This is a genomic window from Spirillospora sp. NBC_01491, assembly GCF_036227065.1.
GTDB classification, from domain to species: Bacteria; Actinomycetota; Actinomycetes; order Streptosporangiales; family Streptosporangiaceae; genus Spirillospora; species Spirillospora xylanilytica.
The window spans coordinates 7,503,924-7,527,662 of sequence record NZ_CP109432.1 but is presented as its reverse complement, the minus strand read 5'-3'; the positions used below and the strand labels follow the sequence as shown (position 1 = coordinate 7,527,662).

The 23,739-nt window shown below is 75.0% G+C and carries 20 protein-coding genes and 1 pseudogene; 7 read left to right on the top strand and 14 right to left on the bottom strand.

The genetic code is table 11. The features are described 5' to 3' along the window. Positions 1–10 precede the first annotated feature (10 nt). Genes OHA34_RS34970 through OHA34_RS34955 form a run of 4 tightly spaced genes read right to left on the bottom strand, consistent with a single transcriptional unit; the run spans position 11 to position 3,271 of the window. Entirely contained in the window at positions 11–580 is a 570-nt protein-coding gene (locus OHA34_RS34970; RefSeq protein WP_329520047.1) for a hypothetical protein, read from the bottom strand. Beyond that, positions 577–1,077: a hypothetical protein gene (locus OHA34_RS34965; RefSeq protein WP_285937029.1), complete on the bottom strand. Its 501-nt coding sequence runs from the start codon at positions 1,075–1,077 to the stop codon at positions 577–579. The genes OHA34_RS34970 and OHA34_RS34965 overlap by 4 nt, the downstream gene beginning before the upstream one ends. Next, positions 1,074–2,600 (bottom strand): HAMP domain-containing sensor histidine kinase, encoded by a 1,527-nt coding sequence (locus tag OHA34_RS34960; protein ID WP_329520046.1) that lies wholly within the window; start codon positions 2,598–2,600, stop codon positions 1,074–1,076. The genes OHA34_RS34965 and OHA34_RS34960 overlap by 4 nt, the downstream gene beginning before the upstream one ends. After that, positions 2,597–3,271 carry a response regulator transcription factor gene (locus OHA34_RS34955; protein ID WP_285937031.1) on the bottom strand — a complete coding sequence of 225 codons (675 nt, stop codon included), beginning with the start codon at positions 3,269–3,271 and terminating at the stop codon, positions 2,597–2,599. Before OHA34_RS34955 ends, OHA34_RS34960 begins: the two co-directional genes overlap by 4 nt. A gap of 99 nt (positions 3,272–3,370) precedes the next feature. Between OHA34_RS34955 and OHA34_RS34950 the strand changes: the two genes are divergently transcribed. Next, positions 3,371–5,233, top strand: coding sequence for a hypothetical protein (locus OHA34_RS34950; RefSeq protein ID WP_329520045.1), 1,863 nt, complete (start codon positions 3,371–3,373; stop codon positions 5,231–5,233). 121 nt (positions 5,234–5,354) lie between these two features. On the opposite strand, the gene OHA34_RS34945 is transcribed toward OHA34_RS34950, so the two are convergent. Then, positions 5,355–6,449 carry a baeRF3 domain-containing protein gene (locus OHA34_RS34945; RefSeq protein WP_285937033.1) on the bottom strand — a complete coding sequence of 365 codons (1,095 nt, stop codon included), beginning with the start codon at positions 6,447–6,449 and terminating at the stop codon, positions 5,355–5,357. Positions 6,450–6,651: 202 nt separating this feature from the next. On the opposite strand from OHA34_RS34945, the gene OHA34_RS34940 reads away from it, so the two are divergent. After that, entirely contained in the window at positions 6,652–7,803 is a 1,152-nt protein-coding gene (locus OHA34_RS34940) for a S1C family serine protease (RefSeq protein WP_329520044.1), read from the top strand. 87 nt (positions 7,804–7,890) lie between these two features. Beyond that, entirely contained in the window at positions 7,891–8,928 is a 1,038-nt protein-coding gene (locus OHA34_RS34935) for a hypothetical protein (RefSeq protein WP_285937035.1), read from the top strand. Between the two features lie 55 nt (positions 8,929–8,983). Here OHA34_RS34935 and OHA34_RS34930 read toward each other — a convergent pair whose 3' ends face one another. After that, a complete protein-coding gene (locus OHA34_RS34930) occupies positions 8,984–9,544 on the bottom strand; it encodes a TetR/AcrR family transcriptional regulator (protein WP_329520043.1) in 561 nt (186 codons plus the stop codon). A gap of 92 nt (positions 9,545–9,636) precedes the next feature. Here OHA34_RS34930 and OHA34_RS34925 point away from each other — a divergent pair, with 92 nt between their 5' ends. Beyond that, a complete protein-coding gene (locus OHA34_RS34925; RefSeq protein ID WP_285937037.1) occupies positions 9,637–10,539 on the top strand; it encodes a TIGR03564 family F420-dependent LLM class oxidoreductase in 903 nt (300 codons plus the stop codon). Positions 10,540–10,584: 45 nt separating this feature from the next. On the opposite strand, the gene OHA34_RS34920 is transcribed toward OHA34_RS34925, so the two are convergent. From OHA34_RS34920 to OHA34_RS34885, 8 genes and pseudogenes are all read right to left on the bottom strand, one after another. Further along, positions 10,585–11,253 (bottom strand): response regulator transcription factor, encoded by a 669-nt coding sequence (locus tag OHA34_RS34920; protein ID WP_285937038.1) that lies wholly within the window; start codon positions 11,251–11,253, stop codon positions 10,585–10,587. A gap of 44 nt (positions 11,254–11,297) precedes the next feature. Then, entirely contained in the window at positions 11,298–12,527 is a 1,230-nt protein-coding gene (locus OHA34_RS34915; protein ID WP_285937039.1) for a sensor histidine kinase, read from the bottom strand. 86 nt (positions 12,528–12,613) lie between these two features. After that, complete coding sequence (locus OHA34_RS34910; RefSeq protein WP_329520042.1) at positions 12,614–14,815, bottom strand: bifunctional copper resistance protein CopD/cytochrome c oxidase assembly protein; 2,202 nt, start codon at positions 14,813–14,815, stop codon at positions 12,614–12,616. Beyond that, positions 14,808–15,434 carry a copper resistance CopC family protein gene (locus OHA34_RS34905; RefSeq protein WP_285937041.1) on the bottom strand — a complete coding sequence of 209 codons (627 nt, stop codon included), beginning with the start codon at positions 15,432–15,434 and terminating at the stop codon, positions 14,808–14,810. The genes OHA34_RS34910 and OHA34_RS34905 overlap by 8 nt, the downstream gene beginning before the upstream one ends. Positions 15,435–15,535: 101 nt before the next feature. Beyond that, positions 15,536–17,230 carry an AMP-binding protein gene (locus OHA34_RS34900; protein WP_329520041.1) on the bottom strand — a complete coding sequence of 565 codons (1,695 nt, stop codon included), beginning with the start codon at positions 17,228–17,230 and terminating at the stop codon, positions 15,536–15,538. Between the two features lie 39 nt (positions 17,231–17,269). Continuing rightward, positions 17,270–18,583 carry a DUF5685 family protein gene (locus OHA34_RS34895; RefSeq protein ID WP_285937043.1) on the bottom strand — a complete coding sequence of 438 codons (1,314 nt, stop codon included), beginning with the start codon at positions 18,581–18,583 and terminating at the stop codon, positions 17,270–17,272. 10 nt (positions 18,584–18,593) lie between these two features. Further along, positions 18,594–19,964 carry a helix-turn-helix domain-containing protein gene (locus OHA34_RS34890; RefSeq protein ID WP_285937044.1) on the bottom strand — a complete coding sequence of 457 codons (1,371 nt, stop codon included), beginning with the start codon at positions 19,962–19,964 and terminating at the stop codon, positions 18,594–18,596. Positions 19,965–19,979: 15 nt separating this feature from the next. Continuing rightward, positions 19,980–20,315 (bottom strand): annotated as a pseudogene (locus OHA34_RS34885) (PucR family transcriptional regulator); the annotation flags it as partial. A 123-nt stretch (positions 20,316–20,438) separates the two neighbouring features. Between OHA34_RS34885 and uraH the strand changes: the two are divergent. From uraH to OHA34_RS34870, 3 genes are all read left to right on the top strand, one after another. Next, entirely contained in the window at positions 20,439–20,771 is a 333-nt protein-coding gene (gene uraH / locus OHA34_RS34880) for a hydroxyisourate hydrolase (RefSeq protein ID WP_285937045.1), read from the top strand. A 169-nt stretch (positions 20,772–20,940) separates the two neighbouring features. Next, a complete protein-coding gene (locus OHA34_RS34875; RefSeq protein WP_285937046.1) occupies positions 20,941–22,389 on the top strand; it encodes an NCS2 family permease in 1,449 nt (482 codons plus the stop codon). A 126-nt stretch (positions 22,390–22,515) separates the two neighbouring features. Next, positions 22,516–23,709, top strand: a complete 1,194-nt coding sequence (locus tag OHA34_RS34870) for a glycerate kinase (RefSeq protein WP_329520040.1) — start codon at positions 22,516–22,518, stop codon at positions 23,707–23,709. The last annotated feature ends 30 nt before the right edge of the window (positions 23,710–23,739 follow it).

Sequence of the window (23,739 nt, the reverse complement as noted above, 5' to 3'; positions counted from 1 at the left end):
CGCCCGCCGGCTACCGCTCGCACTTCAGGTCGGCCCAGCGCCCGCCGTCCAGGGTGAGCACTCCGGTGACCAGGACCACGCCGGTCCCGGGGCCGGAGAGCAGACCGGCCAGCCGCACCCTCCGGACGCCCGGGATCGCCGCCGCCGTGCAGGCGACCTGGGCCTTGGCGACGCTGGACCACAGCACCCGCCCCAGCTCGACGTCGCGGCGCGTCAGGTGCACCTGGACGGTCAGCACGCCCGGGGAGTCGTCCGCCTTCGGGGGCTCCTGGGGCTCGAGCCTGAGCGTCGGCCGCACCTTCGTGGTGAGCCCGCGGCGCCGCTCCTCCATGGTGGGGGGGACCGACAGCTGGGCCAGGGCCGAGTAGGGGTGGCCCGGCAGCCCGGGGCGCAGCACCGGGACGAGCCGTCCATCCCGGTCCACCAGGTACAGCGTGACGGCCTCCGCCCGCCCGTCGGCGGCCGGCAGGGCACCGGCGGCGACGATGCCGGTCGGCCGGACTCCGCAGCCCAGCACCGCGGCGGCGACGGCGACGGCGCTCGCGGTCGAGAGCGCCGTCCTGGCCCACCGGGCGGTCATGACGTCAGATCCGTGAAGTCGGCGCAGTTCAGGCGGAACGGGCCGCCCCATTCGGGGATCTGCGGCCGCACCTCCTTGACGCCCGGGACGGCGTTGGCCGTGCAGACGACCTGCGCCATGGCCAGCCGCGTCCACCTGGTGCGCCGTCCGGGTCCCGCCCCGTCGGTCTCCCACACCTGCGCCACGTCTCCGGTCACGCTCGTGGACAGCTGCCGCCCGATCAACGTCCGGAACCCGTCCCGGCGCTCCTGGACCGGGACGTCGATCGACAGCTGCTTCATCCCGAGGTCGGGATGGCCCGGCAGCCCCGGACGGACCCTCGGCCACGCCCGGTCTCCCTGCACCAGGTACACGGTGATCGACACCGCGGCCCCGGCCGCCTGCGGTCCCGTTCCGGCGCCGACGACCCCGGTCGGCCGGATGCCGCACCCGGTCCCCGCCGCGAGAGCCGCGACCGTGACCGTGAAGGCAGCCCCGACGCGTCCGCGTCCCCTCATCCGGACTCCTCCTGCTCGATGGGCAGCCACAGCGTGAACTCGGCGCCGCCGCCGGGGGCGTCGCCCGCCTCCAGTGCGCCGCCGTGCAGGACGGCGTTCTCCTTGGCGATCGACAGGCCGAGGCCGCTCCCCTCACTGCGCGTCCGCGCGGCCTCCGCCTTCACGAACCGGTCGAACACGACCGCGCGCAGGTCGGCCGGCATCCCGGGCCCGCGGTCGGTCACGGTGAGCGCGAAGCCGGGCGCGTCCTCCCGGGCCGTGGGGGCGAACACCGCCCGGACGGGCGGGCGGCCGTGCTTGAGGGCGTTGCCGACCAGGTTGGCGACGATGACGTCGAACCGGCGCGGGTCCAGGCGGACGACCAGGTCCCGCGGGCCGTCCACCGTCACCGCGTCCGACCAGCCACGGGCCGACAGCGTCGCCTCGACCGCCGCGGCGACCACGACGTCGTCCAGGACGAGCGCGGCGGCCCCGGCGTCGAACCGGCTGATCTCGATCAGGTGCTCGACCAGCAGGGTGAGCCGCCGCGTCTCGGCCACCACGAGCCGGGCCGCGGTGCCGCCCGCCTCGGACGCGGCGGCCTCCTCGGCCAGCACGTCGGTGACCGCGATCATCGAGGTGAGCGGGGTGCGCAGCTCGTGCGACACGTCGGCGACGAACCGGCGGGACGCCGCCTCCATCGCGCGCAGCTCGTTCACGGTCCGTTCAAGCGCCTCGGCCGTGCCGTTGAAGGTGCGGGCGAGGTCGGCCAGCTCGTCCCGGCCGCGCACGGTCACCCTGGTGTTCAGCTCGCCGTCGCCGAGGGCGCGCGCCGCCGCGCCGAGCCGCCGCACCGGGCGCAGCACCCCGCGCGTGGCCAGCAGCGCCAGCGCGAGCGCCGCGGCCAGCGCCAGCGAGTCGGCGATCACGATCGCGCCGGTGAAGGAGCGCAGGTCCGCGGCCTCCTGACTGAGGCTCGCGCTGACGAAGACCATGGGCGGGGTGGTGCGCTCGGGCTCCTCCGTGGTGGTGACGTACTGGGTCACATGGGTGCCGACCAGCAGGAACGGCTTCCCGCCCCGGATGATCCGCTGGAACACCATCTGCCTGCGGGCCTGCATGGCGAACGCCCGGCTGACCCGGACGTCCAGCGTGCCCGGGGCCGGCAGCGCGCCCCGCCCGTCGAACAGCATCGGCACGGTGGCCACCTTGCGCCCGGGTTCGCGGAGCGCGACCTCAAGCTCCGCCGACAGGGTGCCGGCGGAGTCCGGGGGGAGCTCCGGCGGGCTCATCCGGGACAGCGTCTGGCGCACCTCGTTGAGCACGGTGTCCTGGGCGCGCTGGAGCATCGCCCTCCGCAGCAGGATGTAGGAGATCCCGGACGCCATGACCGAGGCGAGCAGCGCTACCGCGGTGAACGCGGCGGTCAGCCGGAGGCGCAGCCCGCTGAACCAGCGCCGCCGGTACCGGTCCCCACCCGGGGGGCGCGCCCCGGCCCGCCGCCGGGACGGCCACCGGCGGATCGCGGCGGGGACTCCCCTCACGGTGACACGAACCGGTAGCCGAAACCGCGGATGGTCTCGATCAGCCGCGGCTCCGCCGGCTCGTCCTCGATCTTGGCGCGGACCCGCTGCACGCACGCGTCCACCAGCCGGGAGTCGCCCGGGTAGGTGTGCTCCCAGACCTCCGACAGCAGGTACTGGCGGGTCAGCGCCTGGCCGGGGCGGCGGGTCAGCTCCAGCAGCAGCCGCAGCTCGGTCGGGGTGAGCCGGATGTCCCGTCCGTCCTTGGTCACCCTGAGCGCCGCCCGGTCGACCACCAGGTCCCCGTACGCCGACCGGTCCGTCACCGGCTGCTCGGCGCGGCGCAGCACCGCGCGGATCCGGGCGTCCAGCACCCGGGGCTCGACCGGCTTGACCACGTAGTCGTCGGCCCCGGCCTCCAGGCCGAGCACCACGTCCAGGTCGTCGCCGCGCGCGGTGAGCAGGATGACCGGCAGCGTGTCGTCGCGGCGGATCCGGCGGCACACCTCGATGCCGTCCATGCCGGGCAGCATCACGTCCAGGATGGCGATCTCCGGGCGGCGGGCGCGCAGCGCGTCGAGGCCGTCCTCGCCGGTCGCCCGCGAGGTCACGCGGTGGCCCTGGCGGGAGAGCGCGAGCTCCAGCGCGGTACGGGCCGAGGGGTCGTCCTCGACGAAGAGAATGCTCGCCACCGCACCAGTATCGGACATTTCGCGATCATGCTCGGCTGTGTCACAGGATCCGGACATTTCCCGGACCGAACCGGCATCGCGCGTCACCACGGTGGACCCATGACGACAGTGATCGCTTCTCCCCGGCGGGCGGCGGTACCGGCTCCCCCGCGCCCCGCCCGGCGGCATCGCGCGCTGCCGTGGCTGCTGGCGGCGGGCTGGCTCGCCCAGGTGCTGGTCCGGCTCTGGTTCGCCCGCGCGCGGACGGGTCCGGTCGCCGACCCCGACGAGACCGGCTACCTCGCCGCGGCGCGCTGGCTCGCCGGCGGGCCGGGCGCGGACCTGTCGGGCAACACCTTCTACCAGGGCGGATACCCGCTGCTGCTGACCCCGGCGTACTGGGCGAGCCACGATCCCGCGGTCGTCTACACGCTGGTCATCGTGATCAACGCGCTGATCGGCGCGACGCTGTTCCCGCTCGCCTACGCGGCGGCGCGGCGCCTCGGGCTCGGCCGGCGGGCCGCGCTGCCGACGGCCTGGGCAGGTTCGCTGCTCCCGGCGGCGACGCTCTTCGGGTCGTTCGCCCTGGCGGACGCGGTGCTGCCGGTGCTGGTGCTCGGATGGCTGCTGGCACTGGACCGGTTCGTCCGGCGCGGGAGGGCGGCCGACGCGGTCATCGCGAGCGTTGCCGTCACGTACGCCACGGCCGTACACACGCGGGGCGAGGTGCTGCTCGCCGTGCACGCCGCCACCTTCACCGCGCTCGCCGCGGTGGGGCCGTGCGCACGGATGACGCGGCCACTGGCGCAGCGGGCCCTCTCCGGAGAGCCGGCAGGACGGCCGGCCAGGCTTCGCGCGCGCTTCGCCGGTACGAGGCGTTCGCTGCCCGGTGCGCGCGCGTGCCTGATCGGGATGGCGGTGACGCTTGCGGGCTACGCGGCGGGATCGGCGCTCAACGACGCGGTGCGGGACGAGCTGTACCCGGGCGGCGTCCGCGATCTGGCGGGCATCCTCGGCGAGCGGCTGACCACGGCGGACGGGCAGCAGTGGGCGCTGTCGGGGGCCGCCGGGCAGATCTGGTACCTGGTCGTGTCGAGCTGGGGCCTGGCGGGCGCCGGGCTGGTGGCCGTGGCGGCCGTCCTGGTGCGGCGCCGGACCCGGGCGGGAACGCGGATCATGGCGGCGGTGCTGCTCGCGTCGACGTTCGGCGTCGCGTACGCCTCGTCCGCCGCGCTCCCCGACGAGCACCGGGTGGGGAACTTCGCCTACGGCCGCTACCTGGCGTGCCTGGCCCTGGCGTACACGCTGGCCGGCGCGGCGGCGCTGCTGCGCGGCGGCCTGCGGGCCGCCGCCGGGTACGCCGCGGGCGCCGCCGCCGTGACCGCCGGGACGGCGCTCTGCGTCACCGGCTACGCGGGCGAGCGGCTGCGCACGCACACGTTCATCGCGTTCGACTTCCCGGAGACCATCTTCCTCACCGGCGACGGGACGGCGCTGCGCCTCACCGCCGCGTCGTGCGCCGCGCTCGGGCTGCTCGCAGGGTTCCTGCTGCTGGGACGCGGCGCGATGGCGCTCGGGTGGACGCGCCGGTACGCGCCGGCCGCGCTCGCCGCCGCGCTGGCCGCGGTCTGCCTGGCGGCGCTCACCTCGGCCGCCGGGCCGTCGCCGCGGCGGGCGAAGCCCGTCTCGCCCCTGGCCGGCGTCCCGGAGCGGGGCGGGGTGGTCACCGACCTCTCGCTCGCCTGGCCGATCCAGGTGTGGATGACGCACCCGGTGTGGTGGACCCGGATCGGGCGGATCGACACCCGCTCGCAGCTCCCGGCGCCGGGCGTGTGCACGGTGGTGGTGAATCTGCCCGCCGAAACCGCGCCCGCCGCGACCTGGCCGCGGCACCCCGCCGGGTGGCTCCCGCGGGCGAGCGGGTCCCGGACGCCGCGCTGGGTCGCGTGGTACGACCCGTCCTGCGCCGCCGGACCCGGCTGACCGGCGCGGCTGACCGGGGCGGCTGACCGGGGCGGCTGACGGGCCCGGCCGACCCGTCCGGCCGGCGCGGCCGGCTGACCGGGGCCGCGCCCCGGTCCGGGTCAGCCGGCCCGGCATCGGGTCAGAAGCGGGTCACCAAGGCGATCCGGTCGTGGTCGATCAGGAAGCCGTCGGAGACGAAGGTCACCTCGCCGCCGTACTCCAGCGTGGTCTCGATGATGTTGTCGACCACGTCGTCGACGACGTCGGCGCCCTTGAGCACGCCCGGCCTGCCGTCCACCGGGACGAGCTCGCCCTCGGTCCGGACCGCGGGCGCGTAGTAGCCGCGCTCGACCACCAGGTGCTCGCCGCGGCCCTCCTCCACCAGCCCGAGCACCTCGCAGAGGCCGCCCGCGTAGCGCTGGATGCTGCGCGCCGCCTCCAGCTCGGCGAGGACGGCGACCTCCCGCAGGTCCTCGTAGGCGTGCAGGACCGGCCGGGCCAGCTCGGCGAGGGTGCTCGCCGCGGCGCCGTCGTAGCTGCCGTCGATGCGGCCCGCGATGGTCACGTGCGGCCCGGCCAGCTCGTCGAAGAACGCCTGGTGCCGGGTGACGCCCGCGACGATCACCGGCCGCCGGTCCCGGGCCAGCACCCGGTCCAGGGCCGACAGCACCTCGCGCAGGAGCTGGCGGTGCCGCTCGTCGCCGTGCTGGCCGCCGCGCGGGCTGTGCCGGCCCACCCCCTCCTCGTCGATCGGCTCGGGCGCGACCGGGAAGCCCTGGCCGGTGAACTCGGTGAGGTCCTCCCCCCGCCCGTCCCACAGCCGGGTCTGCTGGTCCGACAGCGACAGCAGCCAGAAGCGCGAGGCGCGGGTGTAGGCGGCGACCAGGTCGCGGGTGGCGAAGCTGGTGTCGACGATCACCCGCTCGTCGACCGGCTGGTCGATGGCGAAGGCGTGGTGCTCGCCGCCCGGCGCGGCGAACAGCACCAGGCCGTCGGCGACATGCCGGGGGTCGATCTCCCGCACGGCCTCCTCCAGGCCGCGCACCACCTGGTCGGCGGCGTCCGGCGCCACCCGCGTGTCCTCGTTCAGCCGGCGCCGTGCCTCGGCCAGCAGGTTGCGCAGCCGGATCGGGTCCTGCTTGTTGTCCGGCGCGCGGCGGAAGGTCGGCATCAGCACCGAGACCGCCGGATACGTTCGCGGCTTGCGCAGTTCGGACAGGGTGGTGGCGTCCATGATCCCCCGATCGGTCGACCTGTTTTGCGTGCTGCCTCTTTTGTAACGAACCGCAGGTAAACGAGGTGTAAGTGGGGCTTGAGGATCCGTCCGGCAAAGCCCCGGGCGGACTCCGGCCAAAAGGGCGGCGCGCCCGCGTGCCCCGCTGGCAGGGCGGTCCCGGAGCGGGGAGAACGATTTCGGGGGGTGGGCGCTCATGAACATGAGATGCGACACAGGCGTGCGGGCGGGCGCGGCCGGGGCCGCCGGGACGCTGGCGCTGGCGCTGGCGCTGGCGCTGGCGCTGGCGGGATGCGGCAACGAGGACACCGGAACCGGCAAGTCGGGCGGATCACCGCCCGTCCGGCCCGCCTCGTCCGCCCCCGCGTCCCCCTCCGCCGCGAGCACCTCGTCCACCTCGTCCGGGCCGAACGCGGCGGCGGCCGGCGAGGTGGAGCAGCAGTTCGAGAAGGTCGTCGACGCCGTGCTGCCCTCGGTGGTGAAGATCCAGACCGATCAGGGCGAGGGCTCGGGGGTGGTGTTCGACGGCGCGGGCCACGTGGTCACCAACGCGCACGTGGTGGCCGGGGCCAAGCGGATCGAGGTGACCGCGGCCAGCGGCGGGGCTCCGCTCAAGGCCGCGCTGGTGGGCGATTTCGCCGCCGACGACCTGGCCGTGGTCGAGGTCACCGGCGGATCGCTCAAACCCGCCGCGTTCGCCGACTCCAGCAAGGTCAGGGTCGGCCGGATGGTGCTGGCGATGGGCAACCCGCTCGGCCTGTCGGGCAGCGTCACCAACGGCATCGTCTCGGCGCTGAACCGCACGGTGTCGACCAAGCGCGAGGGCGCCTTCCCCGGCGCGACGATCGGCAACGTGATCCAGACCAGCGCGGCGATCAACCCGGGGAACAGCGGGGGCGCGCTGGTCACGCTGGACGGGCAGGTGATCGGCATCCCGACCGCCGCCGCCTCGGACCCGCAGATGGGCGGCGCGGCGGTCGGCATCGGGTTCGCCACACCGAGCAACACCGTCAAGCAGATCGTCCCGCAGCTGATCAGGAGCGGGAAGGTCACCGACTCCGGCCGCGCGGCGCTGGGCGTGGTGGTCCGGACCATCATCGATCCGCGGAGCGGCGCGGAGAGCGCGGTCGCGGTGGTCGAGGTGACCCGGGGCGGCGGCGCGGCGAAGGCCGGCGTCGTGCCGGGCGACCTGATCATGTCGGTGGACGGCACCCCCACGCCGAGCCAGACCGAGCTGGCCGAGGTGCTCGCCGGCCTGAAGCCGGGCGGCCGGGCCAAGCTGGAGATCCAGACGGCGGACGGCGCGCGGAAGACCGTCGAGGTCGCGCTGGGGCAGCTCCCCGGCGGCGGCTGAGCGGCCCGTGGCTTTTTTAGCACGGCCGTGTTATTTTCACCTTACTAGCACGGCCGTGCTATATAATCTGCCCCGGAGGCAGCAGCCATGAACCAGACCAGGTCCGCCGCGCCGCGCCCCCCGCACCGCCCCTGGCCCCTCCGGCTGCTCCGCGAGCGCAGCGTGAAGCTGGCGGTGCTCTGCTGGATCGCCGCCAACGCGCTGGTGCTGGCGCTCGCCGGCAAGGCCCTCCCCTTCGACTGGCCGGGCGACGCCGAGGGGACGCCGGCGGACCGGCTGGTGGAGTTCAACCTCCGCCTCCTGGAGGTCCTGATCCTGATGGGGGTGGTGTACTGGCTGACCCGCAAGCGCCCCCGCCTCGACCTCGCCGAACGGTCCCCCGAACGGTCCCTGGCCCTGCGCGAGACGCTCTGGCTCGTGGCGTACGGCGTGGCCGGGCTGATCGTCGGCAACCTGCTGGCGCGCGCGTTCGGCTGGCACCCGTTCGCCCTGCACCTGGCCGGCACCCTGTACGGGACGCACCTGCACGTCACCGCCGCCGAAGCGGTCACGTGGGCCGGCTACAACCTGGTGGTCTACGCGGCCGTCCCGCTGCTGTACTTCCGCCGGCGCTACTCGTCCACCGCGCTCAACCTCAGGTCCGCGGACCGGCTGGGCGACACCAAGGTCATCATCGTCGTGCTGGTGATCGAGTCGGTGGTCCAGTACACCGCGATGCACCCGGAGACGTTCGACCTGGAGGGCCGCCAACTCCTGCTCGGGCTGCCGCTGACGTTCGTCCTCTACCTGGCCGGGGCGGTGCTCCCGGCGATGGTGTTCATCTACTGCATCCTGGTACCGCGCTTCCTGCGCCTCACCGGGTCGACCGCGACGACCGTCATCCTGGGCGGGCTGGCCTACACGGCGCTGCACGTATGGGACGCGTGGACGGTGTTCGACTCCCCCGGCCGGGCGGTGCTGTCGCTGGTCTTCCTGCTGGCCACCTACTTCGCGCCCGGGATGATCAAGACCTGGCTGACCGTGCGGACCGGCAACGCCTGGGTGCACGTGTGGGCCTACCACGCGTTCGCGCCGCACACCCTCCACGACACCCCGAACATCGTGCGCATCTTCGGCATCCGCTGAATCCGCCGGGCGGGCGGGCCGCAGCGTTCAGGGCCCGCCGCCCGGACGGCGGTCCTCAGGCTCGGAGGCCGTCCAGCATGACCCGGGTCATGGCGTCGCCCGGACGGGCACCGGGGCGGCAGACCGTCGCGCTGAACAGCTCGATCACCTCGCCGGGCGTGATGTCGCCGCGTACCGCGCCCTCCCGCTGGGCCCGCCCGGCGATCTCCTCCAGCAGGCCGGTGACCTCGCGCTGGAGCTCGATACGCTCGCGCGCGCCCACCGTACAGGTCCCCGCGCCGTCCTCCGCGGTGTCCTCCGCGGTGTCCTCCGCCAGCGACTTGAGCAGGGCCAGCGGCTGTCCGGTGCAGTAGCCGACGAGGAGGTTCAGCACCTCCCAGCCCGGCAGCTCGCGTCCGACCAGCGAACGCACCTCGGCGCGGAGCCGGTGCAGCACGTCCATCCCGATCTCCTCCAGCAGCCCGCGCCGGTCGGGAAAGTGCCGGTAGAGCGTCCCCACGCCGAGCCCGGCCGCGCGCGCGATCTCCTCCATCGACACGCCCGGTCCGCGCTCGGCCAGAAGGTCGAGCGCCGTCTGGACGATGCGATCGCGGTTGCGCCGCGCGTCGGCCCGCATCGTTCCCTCCCCGAGGTCAACCGGAATCGTAGATTCAGGTTACCCTAGGCGAGTAAACGGAACCGGAAGATCCGATTCATCTTGGAGGAGCCATGCGCATCGGCACGTTCTCGGTCGCCGCGGCGGCGACGCTGGAGGAGCTGACCGCCGAGGTCCAGGCCGCCGCGGCGGCCGGGCTCGACAGCGCGTTCTTCGGCCAGACCACCGCGTGGGACGCGATCACCGTGGCGGCGATCGCGGGCCGGGCCGCGCCCGGGATCGAGACCGGCACCGCGATCACGACGACCTACCCCCGGCACCCGATCGCGCTGGCCAGCCAGGCGGTCACGGCCCAGGCGCTCACCGGCGGCCGGTTCACGCTCGGCATCGGGCCGAGCCACCGGTCGATCGTCCAGGACGCGTTCGGCTACTCCTACGACCGCCCGGCCCGGCACACCGAGGAGTACCTGACCGCCCTGCGGCCCCTGCTGCGTGGCGAGGAGGTCGACTTCCACGGCGAGACGCTGACCGCCGTCGGGCAGGTCGACGCCCCCGGCGCCACCCCGCCGTCGGTGCTGATCTCGGCGCTCGGCCCGGTGATGCTCCGGATCGCGGGCGAGCTGGCCGACGGCACGGTCACCACCTGGGTCACGGCGCAGGGCGTCGCCGAGCACATCGTGCCCGGGCTCACCAAGGCCGCCGAGGCCGCGGGCCGCCCGGCGCCGCGCGTCGCGGTCGGCACCGTCATGGCCCTCACCGGCGACCCGGACGGCGCGCGGGAGCGGCTCGCCGAGCAGCTCGGCTTCGCCGGCGAGTTCCCCGGCTACCGGGCGATGCTCGACCGGCAGGGGCTGTCCGGCGTGCACGAGACGATCATCGCGGGCGACGAGGCGGAGATCGAGCGGGCCGTCCGCCGCTTCGCCGCCGCCGGGGCCACCGACCTGCTGGTCAGCGCCCTCGGCGACGACGCCGAGCGGGCCCGCACGATCGAGCTGCTCGGCGCCCTGCGCGGCTGACGGCCGCGCCCGGCCGGGCACGGCGCGGGCCGGCGGCGCACCGGGTCAGCCCGGGACGATGAACCCGGTCTCGTACGCGCGGATGACCGCCTGCGTGCGGTCGCGGGCCTGGAGCTTGGCCAGCACGTTGCCGACATGGGTCTTGACGGTCTGCGGGCTGACGAACAGCTCCTGGGCGATCTCGGCGTTGGAGTGCCCCTTGGCCATCAGCCTCAGCACATCCGCCTCGCGCTCGGTGAGCCGCCGGTGCCAGCGCGCGCCGCCGTCCGCGCCGCCGGGGCCGGGGCCGGACGGGCCGTGCGCGGCGGCCAGCGCCCGGATCGCGGCCGGGAACAGCAGGGTGTCGCCGTGCGCCACCATCCGGACGGCCTGGAGGATCTCCTCCGGCCGGGTCCGCTTGAGCAGGAAGCCGTGGGCACCCGCCTTGAGCGCGTCGTAGACGTACTCGTCGTTCTCGAACGTGGTGACGACGATGATCCGGGGCGGCTCGGCCATCGTCTCCAGCAGGTGCCGGGTGGCCTGGATCCCGTCCAGCTTCGGCATCCGGACGTCCATCAGCACCACGTCGGGCCGCAGCCGCGACACCTCGCCGGGGACCTCGGCGCCGTCGGCGGCCTCGCCGACCACGGTGAGGTCCGGCTCGGCGTTGATGATCGCGGCCAGCCCGGCCCGGATCAGCCGCTCGTCGTCCACCAGCAGCACCTTGATCGTCATGCCCGGGACCCTACCGGCCGGGGCCGGCGTCCCGGCGGGCCCGCTCATCCGTGGCCCAGCGGCAGCGAGACGTCCATCCGCCAGCGGCCCTCGGCCGGGCCCGCCGTCATCCGCCCGCGCAACACGGTGACACGCTCGCGGATGCCGCCCAGCCCGCGTCCGCCGCCGTGGCCGGCCCCCTCGGCGGGGGCCCCGAGCGGGTTGCTCATATCGATCTCCAGCCTGTCGTCGCGGATGCCGACGCGCAGCCGCACCGGCACCTTGCCCGCGTGCCGGAGGGCGTTGGTCAGCCCCTCCTGCACGATCCGGTACGCCTCACGCGACACGGCGGCGGGCACGTGCGCCACCTCCGGGTCGACCTCGGCGTCGAGCCGGACCCCGGCGATCCGGGTCTGCTCCAGGAGCCGGCCCAGGTCGGCGAGGGTGAGCTGCGGGGCCGTGCGGGGCGTGGAGTCCTCGCGCAGCAGCCCGAGCACATGGTCCAGGTCCTCCAGCGCGGACCGGGCCGAGTCCTCGATCGCGCCGAGCGCCTCCCGGGCGAACGCGGGATCGGTGTCGAGCACCCGTCCCGCCGCGCCGGCCTGGAGTGTCACCACGCTGAGCGCGTGCCCCACCGAGTCGTGCAGCTCGCGGGCCAGCCGGTTGCGCTCGGCCAGCCGGACGGCCCGCGCCTCCGACTCGGCCAGCCTCTCGTCGGCCGACGGACCGAGGAAGCGCGGCGCGAGCCGGGCCATCACCCGGCCCGCCGCGACGATCCAGGCGAGCAGCGCGGCCAGCGCCAGCAGCCCACCGGCCGGCCCGAACCACTGCTGCCAGGACACCTGCCATCCCCAGGCGTCCAGGAAGCTCTCGTCCCAGCGGACGAGCGGGGCGGCGAGCAGCACGAAGGCGAGCGGCGGCACCGCCAGGCTCGGCCCGCTGACCAGCACCCCAGTGAGCAGGTGCAGGCTGAACCAGGCGCCGGTGCGGGACCGGCTCTCCCACGAGCGGGACGGCCCTGGGCCGAGCGCCGCGGCCGGGCCGCCGAGCAGCTCCCGGGCCATCGAGCCCTCCAGCACCCGTACGATCGGCACCAGCCCGGTGATGAACGTGCCGACCGTCGGCAGGACCAGCATGGCCGTGACGGTGACGGCGACGGAATCGCCGTACGGGAGCAGCGGGAGCACGAGCATCCCGAGGAACCAGTAGGGCATGAGCAGCCCGCCGCCCACGACCATGAAGGACCACCGGCGCCAGGTGGCGTGGTCGGTCAGCGGCTGGAAGATTCTGGACACACCGTCGATCCTGGCAGAGCGTCGGGGGCGTTCCTCTCCCCCTCGGGGCGGTCCCCCTCCCCCGTGCGGGGGAGAAGGACCCGCGCTCAAGGTTTCCGGGCCTTGCCGTCGCCCCCGCCGCCGCCCCCGCCGCCGTCCTCGGCGGCGTCATCAACGATCTTCGCGCTCTGCCCGGTCTGCCTGGTCTGCTCGGTCTGCTCGGCCTTGGCCGGGCCGGCCTGCGTTCCCTCGGCGTCCTTGGCGGCCAGCTTGGCGAGCCGGGCGTTGTAGAGGGCCAGCTCGTCGTCCTCGGGACGTCCCCCGTCGCGCTCGGCCCGGTCGGCCTTGCGGTCCTCGCGCCGGGCCTGCCGCTGGTCGTCGAAGTACCACTGGAAGGCCAGCACGAGCAGGACGATGAACGTGGGGATCTCACCGAACGCCCAGGCGATGGCGCCGCCGGTGTGCTGGTCCTTGATGATCGAGGTGCCCCACGGCGGGTCGACCGCGGTGTACCAGCCGCGGGCGAGCGGCTGCCCGAGGCTCATCAGCGCGATCCCGAAGAACGCGTGGAACGGCATGGTGACGAACAGCAGCAGGATCCGGCCCGGGTAGGGCAGCTTCCTGGGCGCCGGGTCGACCCCGACCAGCACCCAGAAGAACAGTGTGCCCGAGAGCAGGAAGTGCACCATCATCGCGATGTGCCCGAGATGGCTGCGCATCGACGCCTCGAACAGCGGCGTGAAGTACAGCGCGAACGTGCTCGCCACGAAGATGATCGTGGCCACCGCGGGGTGCGCGACCAGCGCGGTGAAGCGGCTGTGCAGCGCGGCGGTCAGCCACTCGCGCGGGCCCCGGTCGCCGCGCACCCGGGCGGGTTTGAACGCGCGCAGCGCCAGCGTCACCGGGGCGCCCAGCACCAGGAAGATCGGGGTCAGCATGGACAGCACCATGTGCTGCACCATGTGCACGCTGAACAGGATCGGCGCGTACCGGGCGGCGCCCGTCTCGGTCACGATCACGATGGTGGCCAGCCCGATGAACCAGGCGGCCGTGCGTCCCGCCGGCCAGGCGTGGCCGCGCCGCCGCAGCCGGACCACGCCCGCCACGTAGAGCGCGGCGAGCACCGCGACCAGCACCGCGAAGAAGAAGTCGAACTGCCACAGCGTCGCCAGCCGGGCCGGGGTGAGCGCCGGCGGCAGGTCGTAGCCGATGAGCGCCTTGATCGGGCTCTCCTCGGTGGTGGGCGCGGGCGGCGCGGTGCGCGCCAGCGCCACCGCCAGGCCCATGGTGCCGGCCATGACCGCGATCTCGACGCTCGCCAGCCGGGCGAACAGCCAGGACGCGCGCCGCCCCGGAGCGCCGGACGGGGCACCGGACGGCGCGCCACCGGACTCGGCGGCGGCGAGGGCGGGCACGGTGCGGCCCCGGTGCCACCAGCCGAACCAGCCCAGCGCCGCGAACGCGATGATCTTGCCGAGGGCGAGCCGGCCGTAGTCGGTGCCGAGCATCTCGGCCGGGTCGGGCAGCCGGGCGATCACGTTGACCAGCCCGCTGACGCCGACGGTGACGTAGCACCACAGCGCCATCCGGCTGAACCGCCCGGCCATCACCCCGAGGCCGGGCCGGCCGCGCAGCGCGTGCGCACCGACGATGGCGAGGCCGCCGACCCAGGGGGCGACCGCGGCGACGTGCAGGGCGACGCCGGTGACCGCGACCGAGTGGTTGGCCGCGGACGCGGAGTGCCCGGTGAGCGGCGCGGGCAGCAGCGCCACCCCGGCCATCGCCAGCAGCCCGAACGCGGCGGCGGGGGTGGTGGTGGTGCGGGCCAGCAGCGCGACGACGACGGTGAGCAGCACCACCAGCATCAGCGCGGTGCCCTGCGGGAGCTGGCCGACGTAGCTGCTCAGCTCGCTGCCGGTGAGCACCTCGCCGACCGGCTGGCCCAGCACGTCGGCGACGGTGAAGATCAGGGTGGCCGCGGCGGCGGCGGCCCAGGCGGCGGCCAGCCAGGACGCGGCCCGCAGGTAGCCGATCGCGTCCGCCGACAGCCGGGGCGCGCCCCGGCCGCCCTCCAGCGGGAGCAGCGCCGCCGCGGCGAGCAGCGCGCCGACCGTCAGGGCGCCGCCGAGGTCCATCACCAGGCGGGACACCGGCAGTCCCCAGCGGGTGACCGCGCCGGCGTCGCTCAGCCCGGGGATGACCTGCTCGGCGACCGACCCGCCGAGGAGCAGGCCGGCCGCCAGGACCGCGATCGCCACGGCCGCGGCGACCGCCGCGGTCCGCAGGATGCGCAGGCCGGTCCTACTCACCGCTGCCGGCCGCCGGCCGCTGCCTGCGCTTGGCCCGGAGCACCAGCGCGCCGCCGATGCCGATGCCGATCAGCACCCCGCCGCCGATCATGATCCAGGTGACCATCCCCGACCCCGAGTCGTCGGTGGCCTTCGCGGGCTCCTGGTCGGCCTTGAGCGGCTGCTCGTCGGCGGTCGCGGCGGCGCCGGTCTGCTCGGCGGCGGCGACCCCGCCGGTCGTCGGCTCCTCGCCACCGCCGCCGCCCTCGCCCGCGGTGGCGGTGAACTTGAGGTCGGCCTTCTGGATCCGGTGCCCGTCCTCGCCCACCACCCCGTAGGCCACGGTGTAGGTGCCGGCGGGCAGCGCGGCGGACAGCTTCTGGGTGACCTTCGGGCCCTCGTGCTCGGCCTTGCCCTGCTGGAACGCCTTGCCCGCGGCGTCCTTGACCACCACCTCCGCGAAGCTGATCTTGTCGCTGAAGACCAGCTCGACCTCGGTGACCGAGGCGGCCGAGGCGTCCTTGCCGGGGGTGCTGCTCACCAGCCGGGTGTGCGCGAGCGCCGGCGTGGCCAGCGCCCCGCCGAACGCGACGACGAGGGCGGCGACGACGCCGAGGCGGCGCATCGGCGGAAGGGGCATGAAGGTCTTCATGGGAGGTGGATCTCCAGTCAGGGGTGGATGCCGCCCACTAGCCTACTGAGCCCCGCCCGTGCGGACGCCCCGGGTGGATCGGCGGCCGTTCAGAGGGCCGTCAGGACGTGCGCGCGGCCGTGCGCCGCGAACTCGGCGCGCAGCTCCCCGGCCCGCGCGCGCGTCAGCGGCTCGTAGGCGAGGTCGCGGCCGGGCCGCCACCAGACCGGGTCGCCGGCCTCCCAGCGGGTGCGGCGCAGCGGGCGCTTGTCGACCTTGCCGGTCGCGGTCAGCGGCATCGCCCGGACGAGGCGGACGAAGCGGGGCGCCCACTTGGTGCCGAGATCGGGCTGGGCCGCCAGGAACGCCGCGAACGCCCCGGGGTCGAAGCCCCCCGTCCCGCCGGGGTCGCCGTGCAGTTCCAGGGCGGCCATGACCTGGTCGCCGGTGCGCGGATCGGGGACGGGGTAGACCGCGCACATCACCACCGGCGCCCAGCGGGCCAGGATCCGCTCGACCGGGGCGGCGGCGAAGTTCTCGCTGTCGACCCGGAGCCGGTCGGCGCCGCGTCCGGCGAAGTAGAAGAAGCCGTCCTCGTCGCGGTAGCCGAGGTCGCCGCTCCAGTACTTGCCGTCGCGGACCCGCTCGGCGTCGGCGGCGGGGTCGTTGTAGTAGCCCTCGAACGCGGCGGCGACGTTCAGCCCGACGATCTCGCCGATGGCCTCGCCGGGGTTGGCGAGGCCGCCGGAGCCGTCGAAGCGCGCGCGGGCGCACTCGGCGCCGGTCTCCGGGTCGAGGACGGCGATCCGGATGTCGCGCTGCGGCACGCCGAGCGCGTCGGGCGGCGTCTCCGGGGTCTTCTGCATGGCGATCGCGCCCTCGCTGGACCCGTACCCCTCAATGATCCGGCAGCCGAACCGGGCGGCGAACCTGGTCATGTCCTGCGCGGACGCCTCGGTCCCGAACGCGGCCCGGAGGGTGTTGGCGGCGTCGCCGGGGTCCTCGGGGGTGGCCAGGATGTAGGCCAGGGCCCGTCCGACGTAGTTGAAGTAGGTCACGCCGTACCGGCGCACGTCGGGGAGGAACCCGGACGCCGAGAACCTGCGGCGCAGCGCGACGGTCGCGCCCGCATGGGCCGCCATCGCCAGGTTCGCCATGACCGCGTTGCCGTGGAACAGCGGCATCGCGACGTAGGTGACCGAGTCGCGGGTGATGCCCATCTGCGCGGACCGTCCGGCGATGGACGCCAGGCGGCCCTGGCTGCACGCCACCGCCTTCGGCGTCCCGGTCGAGCCGGAGGTGAACAGCAGGAGCAGCCGGTCGTCCGCCCGCGGCTCCCGGCCCGGCCCGGCACCCACGCCCGCCTCCGGCTCCGGGACGGCGTGGAGCCGGTCGCGGTAGGCCGGGGAGTCCACCACGTGGACGCGTCCGGCGGGGAACGGCTCGGGGAACTCGGCCAGCAGCGGGACGTGCGCGGCGTCGGTGATGATCAGGTCGCAGTCGGTGTGCCGGACGTCGGCGGCCAGCTCCGCGCCGCGCCGGGTCGGGTTGATCCCCACCACCGTGGCCCCCGCGAGCGCGGCGGCGCCGATCCAGTAGACGTACTCGGGGACGTTCTCCAGCAGCACCCCGACGTGGCGCGGTCGGCCCGCCGGCGCGGGGCACGCCCCGGCCAGCATCCGGGCGCGCGCCCGGGAGGCCGCCACCATCTGGGCCCAGGTGCGGGTCTCATCCTCGAACCGCAGCCCGGGGTGCTCGTCGTCGGTCCGTTCCAGCAGCACTCTCGCGAAGGTCTCGCTCGCCACGCGGCGAGACTGTCACCCAAACGATCGCTTGGTCAAGTCCTAGCAGTCGATGCAGCAGCAGCCGCAGCATTCGCACCCGCAGCCGTCACATCCGCAGCCGTCGCAGCCTGAGCAACCTGAGCAGTCGGGGCAGTCGCAGCCGCCATCGCACGCACGGCTGCACCAGCAGCGGTCCGAGCAGTCCTGGCCGTGGTGCTTGCTCCACTCCGGCTGGAAGACCCCGCACGTCATGCAGACCACGGTGCCGGTGAAGCACGGAAGCGGGAATCCCGGCCGCTGGCCGGAAGGCCCATGCCCGGAGCCCCCACCGCCCGGACCTCCCCAGCCGCCGCCTCCGCCGCCCCAGCCGCCATCGCCGCCGCCCCAGCCGCTTCCGTCGCCTCCGGGCGGCGGCTGCGCCCCCTGCTGGGGCTGCTGCGGGTAGGGCCCCTGCGGCGGGTACGGGCCCTGCTGGGGATACGGGCTGTGCTGCGGGTACTGGCCGGGCGGGGGGCCTCCTGGGTATCCGGCGAAGACGCGATCGACCGAGCGGCGCACCTCGCGTCCGAGCAGCGCCCGGACGAGCGCCGGGCTCTCCAGCTCGAGGTCGGCGAGCGCGAGCCGCAGCCCGTGCAGCGCGTCGTCGCAGTGCCGGCGCGCCTCGGCCGGGCCGGTGCCGGTGGCCACGAGCGGGTTGAACGCGCCCGCCGCAAGGTCGGGCCGGACGTCCTCGACCGCGTCGATCAGGTGCGCGAGGCGGCCGAAGAAGCGGCCCGCCTCGGCCAGGGACTCGGCGTTGTGCTCCTTGCCCGCCAGCACCGCGGTGTGCGCGAACACCGCGGCGACCGCCGTCTCGGTCGGCTCGGTCAGCTCCAGCAGCCCGAGCCCGCCCGCCGCCTCCAGCGCGCCCTGCCGCGCGATCGCCGCGCGCAGCACGGCCGGGTCGAAACCCACCGCCGCGCCCGTCCGGCCGCCGGCGGCGTCCCAGCGCCCGGCCATCCGCCCGGCCGCCGAGGCGACGAGCCGGCGCGCGTACGGGCCGTCGCCGTCGGCCACGTGGTCCCGCGTCTTGCCCGCCGCGAGCAGCAGGGACGTCGCGGCGGCGAGCTGGGCGCCCTCGGCGCGGGCCGTGACCACCTCGGCGCCCTTCATCCCGCGCAGCGCGCAGCGCCCGGCCTTGCGGCGCGGCGACCGGTCCGGGCGCTGCGCCTCGACCAGGACCGACACCAGCAGCCCGTCGTAGTTGGTGACCAGCCGGGCCGCCTGCCCGTGCTCGTCGCGCAGCGTCAGGCACAGCCCGCACAGGTGCGCCATCCAGTCCTTGAAGAGCGTCCCGCACAGGCCGTGCCGGCACGGCCTGACGACTCCGAACACGTCCCGTCCCTCAGACGCCGGCGCAGGTCAGCGCGCGCCGGTACGCCGACAGCCGCGGCCCCTCGTCGCCACCGGTCTCGGCGAGCACCTCGGCGAGGTCGAACCACGCCTGCGCCGCCTCCCGCGACGACTCCATCTTCTCCAGATGGGTCGCGGCCCCGGCGAGGGCCTCGACGGCGCGGTCGCGGCGGCCGAGCCGCACCGACGCCTCACCGAGGACGGTCAGCGCACCGGCGGTGGCCCGCCGCGGCGCGCCGCCGAGCAGGTCCATCGCCTCCTCGGCGAGCCGGACCGCCTCGGCCGGGCGGCCGAGCGCGTTCTCGGCGCGGGCCAGCTCGGTCAGGCACCGGGCGACGTCGATCTCTCCGGCCGCGCTCGCGTCGGCCTCGCCGCGCACCCGGGCCAGCAGCTCGCGGGCGCGTCCGGACTGGTCGGGACGGGCGCGCAGCAGCAGCCCCGCGTAACCGACGCGCAGCCGGTTCAAGCCCCGCGGGTCGGCCCCGCCCTCATCGAACGGCTCCCCGGCCCCGGCCCCGGCGGGCCCGACCGCCTCCTCCGCCGCCCCGACGACGTCGTCGCCGGCCAGCGCCAGCGCGCGTTCGGCGAGCGCGACGCCCTCCTCGTACTCGCCGCGGACCTCCGCGACGTAGGCGGCCTCCCAGTACGCGGCCATCCGCGCGCGGTCGCTGCCGATCCGCTCGGCCCGTTCGACGAGCTGCGCCGCGAGCTGCCGGGCCCGCACCAGGTCGCCCCGGCCGATGAACGCGGCCAGCAGCGCCGCGCCGAGGTCGATCGCCGCGTCGGTGGCGTCGGCGCCCGTCGCGATGAGGTGGCGCAGCGCCCCCTCGGCCACCTGCACGGCGGCGCTGATGTCGCCGCGCTCGCGCAGGCAGCGGCTCAGCGCGACGTGCACCTTGGCCCAGTGGTCCAGGTCGGCCTCGGCGGAGGCCGCCTCGGTCAGCTCGCGCAGGCCGCCGATCGCGTCCTCCAGCTCGCCGGCCGCCTCCTGCGCGAGCGCGTAGCCCCACCGCGCCTGGTGCAGCATCTCGGGCAGCGCGACCGCGTCGGCGCTGGCGAGCACCTCGGCGTACCTGGCGCGGGCCTCGCCGGCCGCGCCGTTGCGCAGCGCGATCTCGGCGTAGTCCAGGGTCACCCGCAGCTCGTCCACGACGTCCTCGCTGACGCCGCTGACCAGGTACGTCGCCGAGCAGTTCAGCTTGACCGCGAGCAGGTCCACCACGCTCGGCGCGGGCACCCGCTTGTCGCTCTCGATCAGTGAGATATAGCTGTCGGACAGCTCGGGGAAGGCGAGCTGGGCCTGGCTCACACCCTGCCGGATGCGCAGGGCCCTGATCCGCTGCCCCAGTGTCTCCCGGTCCATCGTTTGACCACCCGCCTACGAGGTTCTCGCCGGGCGCACGGCGCGCAGGGCGAGGAAGAAGTCGACTCGATCTTCCAGTGTGCCGAGGTCGCGGCCCGTTAGGTCCTCGATCCGGCGAATTCGGTACCTAAGTGTGTTCACGTGGACGTGCAGCCTGGCCGCGGTCGTGCTCCAGGACCCGGAGCAGGACAGGAAGACCTCCAGCGTGTGCAGCAGCGCGGCGCGGCGCGCGCTGTCGTACTCCTCCAGCGGCCCGAGCATCCGGTCGCGGAACGACGAGCGCGTCCCCTCGGGCACCGAGGCCAGCAGCGACGCGTACGAGTCGGCGCCCGGCACGCCGCGCGGAAGCCCCTCGTCACCGCTCGCGCCCGCCGAGTCTCGCATTCGCACCAAGGCAGGCTATAGCGGTTCGATCTCGGCACGGGGCGCAGGCCTGGCGAACCCGACGGGCGGACGGGCTGGTGTACTTGCGCCATGACCGTATCCACGCACGTTCTCGACACGCATCGCGGGAGCCCGGCGCCGGCGGTCCCGGTGCGGCTCGACCGTCACGACGGGGAGTCCTGGCGCCCGGTCCAGGAGGGGGAGACCGACGGGCGCGGGCGCTGGACGGCCGCCGGCGGCGCGGGCTCCGAGCCCGGGACCTACCGGCTCCGGTTCGGCACCGGCCCCTACTTCTCCGGAATCGGGACCGACACCTACTACCCCGAGGTCGTCGTCGTCTTCACCGTCCCGGCGGGCAGCGGGCACCACCACGTCCCCCTGCTGCTCAGTCCGTTCGGCTACTCCACCTACCGGGGCGACTGAGCGGGCGGCCGAGCAGCGCCATAAAGCTCCACGAACCAGCACGGATCCGACACGACGGCCCCTGGAGGGCCGTTTCGACCACAACGGGTCATGGGCAGCTAATCTGTGCACGCCTTTTTCGAGATCACCGCCTGTGCGTGATCATGCTGCTGGATTCGGAGCGCGCGTCATGTCGCACGTCACTACCGCCGAGCCCGGGGACGCCCCACCGCCTCAGGGCCCTCGCAACCCCCTGGACCGGTTCTTCGACCTGACCGGGCGCCGGACCAGCGTCGGGCGGGAGGTGCGCGGCGGCGTCACGACGTTCTTCGCGATGGCCTACATCATCCTGCTGAACCCGATCATCTTGGGCGGGGCCAAGGACGTCAACGAGGCGACGCTGTCGATCCCGCAGCTCACCACGATGACGGCGCTGTCGGCGGCGATCACCACGATCATCATGGGCCTGGTCGGGAACGTGCCGCTCGCGCTGGCCGCGGGGCTCGGCATCAACGCGGTCGTCGCCTTCCAGGCGGCGCCGGTGATGACCTGGCCGCAGGCGATGGGGCTGGTGGTGATCGAGGGGTTCGTGATCGTCCTGCTGGCCCTCACCGGGGTGCGCGAACGGATCATGAACGCGATCCCGCTGGCGCTCAAGCACGCGATCGCGGTCGGCATCGGCTGCTTCATCGCGCTGGTCGGGCTGGTGGACGCGGGCTTCGTGACCTCCAAGACGGAGAGCCCGCCGCTCGCCCTCGGCACCGGCGGCCACCTGGAGACCTGGCCGGCGCTGGTGTTCGCGGTCACGCTGCTGCTGATGATCGTGCTGTACGTGCGGCGGGTGCCCGGCGCGATCCTGATCAGCATCGTGGTCGGCACCGTCCTGGCAGTGATCATCGAGAGCACGGCCTCGCTCCCCGACAACGGCTGGGGCGTGGTGACGCCCGCGATGCCGGAGAAGCTGTTCGCCGCCCCCGACTTCGGGCTGCTCGGCGAGGTCGACCTGTTCGGCGGGTTCGGCCGGGCCGGGGTCGTCACCGCGCTGGTCGTGCTGTTCACCCTGGTGCTGTCGGGGTTCTTCGACGCGATGGGCACCATCCTCGGCGTCAGCGACGAGGCCGGCCTGGTGGACGAGCGCGGGCAGGTGCCCCGGCTCGGCCGGATCCTGTCGGTGGACGGCGTCTCGGCCGCGCTCGGCGGCGTGACCAGCTCCTCGGCCAACACTGTGTTCGTGGAATCGGCGGCCGGCGTGGGCGAGGGCGCCCGCACCGGGCTGGCCAACCTCGCGACCGGCGCGCTGTTCACGGTCACCCTGTTCCTCACCCCGCTCGCCGAGGTGGTGCCGGCGCAGGCCGCCGCCCCCGCGCTGGTCGTGGTCGGCGCGCTGATGATGGCGCAGGTCGCCAAGCTCGACTGGAGCGACCTCGGGATCGCGATCCCGGCGTTCCTCACCATCGTGTTCATGCCGTTCACCTACTCGATCACCAACGGGATCGGCGCCGGGCTGATCGCCTACAGCGTGATCCAGGCGGCCCGCGGCCGGTGGCGGCAGACGCACTGGCTGCTGTGGATCATCTCGGTGGTGTTCGTCCTGTACTTCGGGCTGAACGTGGTCGAGCGGGCCCTCGGCGTGAAGTAGTCCCGGATCGCGGCGCCCGCTCTCGCGGAATGGGAAGTCTCGGGGGCCGTTCGGGTGTCAAATAGTGCCGTCATGGCGTAAGCAGAAGGTAGGACCTTACCTCCCGGCGTGAAAGGCGTGGCTGTGGTGTCCGCGGACTCTCCCCCCGACCGGCCCCCGCCGCCGGTCCCGGCCCCCCCGGTCCCGGCGCCGCGCGGTCACGTCCTGCTCGCGCCCGACCGGTTCGAGGGCGCGCTGACCGCGGCGCAGGTCGCCCGGCACCTCGCCGCCGGGCTGCGCCGGGCCCGGCCCGGCGTCCCGCTGGTGGAGCTGCCGGTGGCCGATGGCGGCGACGGCACCGCCGAGGCCGCGATCGCAGCGGGCTGGCGGCGGGTCGAGGTGGAGGTGTGCGGGCCGATCGGCCGCCCGGTCACCGCGGCGCTGGCGCTGAACGGCCGCAGCGCGGTGGTGGAGCTGGCCGAGGCGTCCGGCGTGCGCCGGCTCCCGGACGGCCGGCCCCGCCCGATGGTCGCCTCCAGCGTCGGCACCGGGCAGCTCATCGCGCACGCGGTGCGGCTCGGCGCCCGGCGGATCGTGCTGGGCCTCGGCGGCGGCGCCTGCGCCGACGGCGGCGCGGGCCTGGTGCAGGGCCTCGGCGGCCGGCTGCTGGACGCCCTCGGCAAGGACCTGCCGCCCGGCGGCGCGGCGCTCCGCTCGCTGCACCGGCTCGACCTGCGCGGGCTGCCCGACCTGTCGGGCGTCCGGGTGGTGGTGGCCGGCGACGCCGCCGGGCCGCTGCTCGGCCGCGCCGGGGCCGCCGCGGCCGGCGCGCGGCGGGGCACCACCCGCGAGGAGGCGCGCGCTCTGGAGGCGGGGCTGCGCCGGTGGGCCGACCTCGCCGAGGCCGCCTCCCGCCGGACGGCCCGCGACCTGCCGGGGGCCGGGACGGCGGGCGGGGTCGGGTTCGCCGCGCTGGCGTTCCTCGGTGCCACGGTGGAGCCCGGCGCGTCCCTCATGCTCGACCTGCTCGGCTTCGCCGACAAGGCGCGCGGCGCGCTGCTGGTGGTCACCGGCGAGGGCGTGCTGGACGCCCAGTCGCTGCGCGGCCGGGCGCCGATCGGGGTGGCGCGCGCCGCCGCGCGGGCGGGCGCGCCGGTCGTCGCGGTGACGGCGCGGCGCGGGCTGACCGGCGAGCAGCTCCGCAAGGCCCGCATCCAGGCCGTCTACACGCTGGCCGACATCGAGCGCGACCCCGACCGCAGCGGGCGGCGCGCGGGCCCGCTGCTCGAGCAGCTCACCGTGGCGATCGCCGACGAATGGCTGCCGCCGGCGCGGCACTGACCCCGGCGGGATCGTTCCACCAAAGATCGC

What these genes read in the sequence shown, in the direction of transcription:
- OHA34_RS34970 (WP_329520047.1), bottom strand. Translation starts at nt 580, where the DNA reads ATGACCGCCCGGTGGGCCAGGACGGCGCTCTCGACCGCGAGCGCCGTC.
- OHA34_RS34965 (WP_285937029.1), bottom strand. Translation starts at nt 1,077, where the DNA reads ATGAGGGGACGCGGACGCGTCGGGGCTGCCTTCACGGTCACGGTCGCG.
- OHA34_RS34950 (WP_329520045.1), top strand. Translation starts at nt 3,371, where the DNA reads ATGACGACAGTGATCGCTTCTCCCCGGCGGGCGGCGGTACCGGCTCCC.
- OHA34_RS34945 (WP_285937033.1), bottom strand. Translation starts at nt 6,449, where the DNA reads ATGGACGCCACCACCCTGTCCGAACTGCGCAAGCCGCGAACGTATCCG.
- OHA34_RS34940 (WP_329520044.1), top strand. Translation starts at nt 6,652, where the DNA reads ATGAGATGCGACACAGGCGTGCGGGCGGGCGCGGCCGGGGCCGCCGGG.
- OHA34_RS34935 (WP_285937035.1), top strand. Translation starts at nt 7,891, where the DNA reads ATGAACCAGACCAGGTCCGCCGCGCCGCGCCCCCCGCACCGCCCCTGG.
- OHA34_RS34930 (WP_329520043.1), bottom strand. Translation starts at nt 9,544, where the DNA reads ATGCGGGCCGACGCGCGGCGCAACCGCGATCGCATCGTCCAGACGGCG.
- OHA34_RS34925 (WP_285937037.1), top strand. Translation starts at nt 9,637, where the DNA reads ATGCGCATCGGCACGTTCTCGGTCGCCGCGGCGGCGACGCTGGAGGAG.
- OHA34_RS34920 (WP_285937038.1), bottom strand. Translation starts at nt 11,253, where the DNA reads ATGACGATCAAGGTGCTGCTGGTGGACGACGAGCGGCTGATCCGGGCC.
- OHA34_RS34905 (WP_285937041.1), bottom strand. Translation starts at nt 15,434, where the DNA reads ATGCCCCTTCCGCCGATGCGCCGCCTCGGCGTCGTCGCCGCCCTCGTC.
- OHA34_RS34890 (WP_285937044.1), bottom strand. Translation starts at nt 19,964, where the DNA reads ATGGACCGGGAGACACTGGGGCAGCGGATCAGGGCCCTGCGCATCCGG.
- uraH (WP_285937045.1), top strand. Translation starts at nt 20,439, where the DNA reads ATGACCGTATCCACGCACGTTCTCGACACGCATCGCGGGAGCCCGGCG.
- OHA34_RS34875 (WP_285937046.1), top strand. Translation starts at nt 20,941, where the DNA reads ATGTCGCACGTCACTACCGCCGAGCCCGGGGACGCCCCACCGCCTCAG.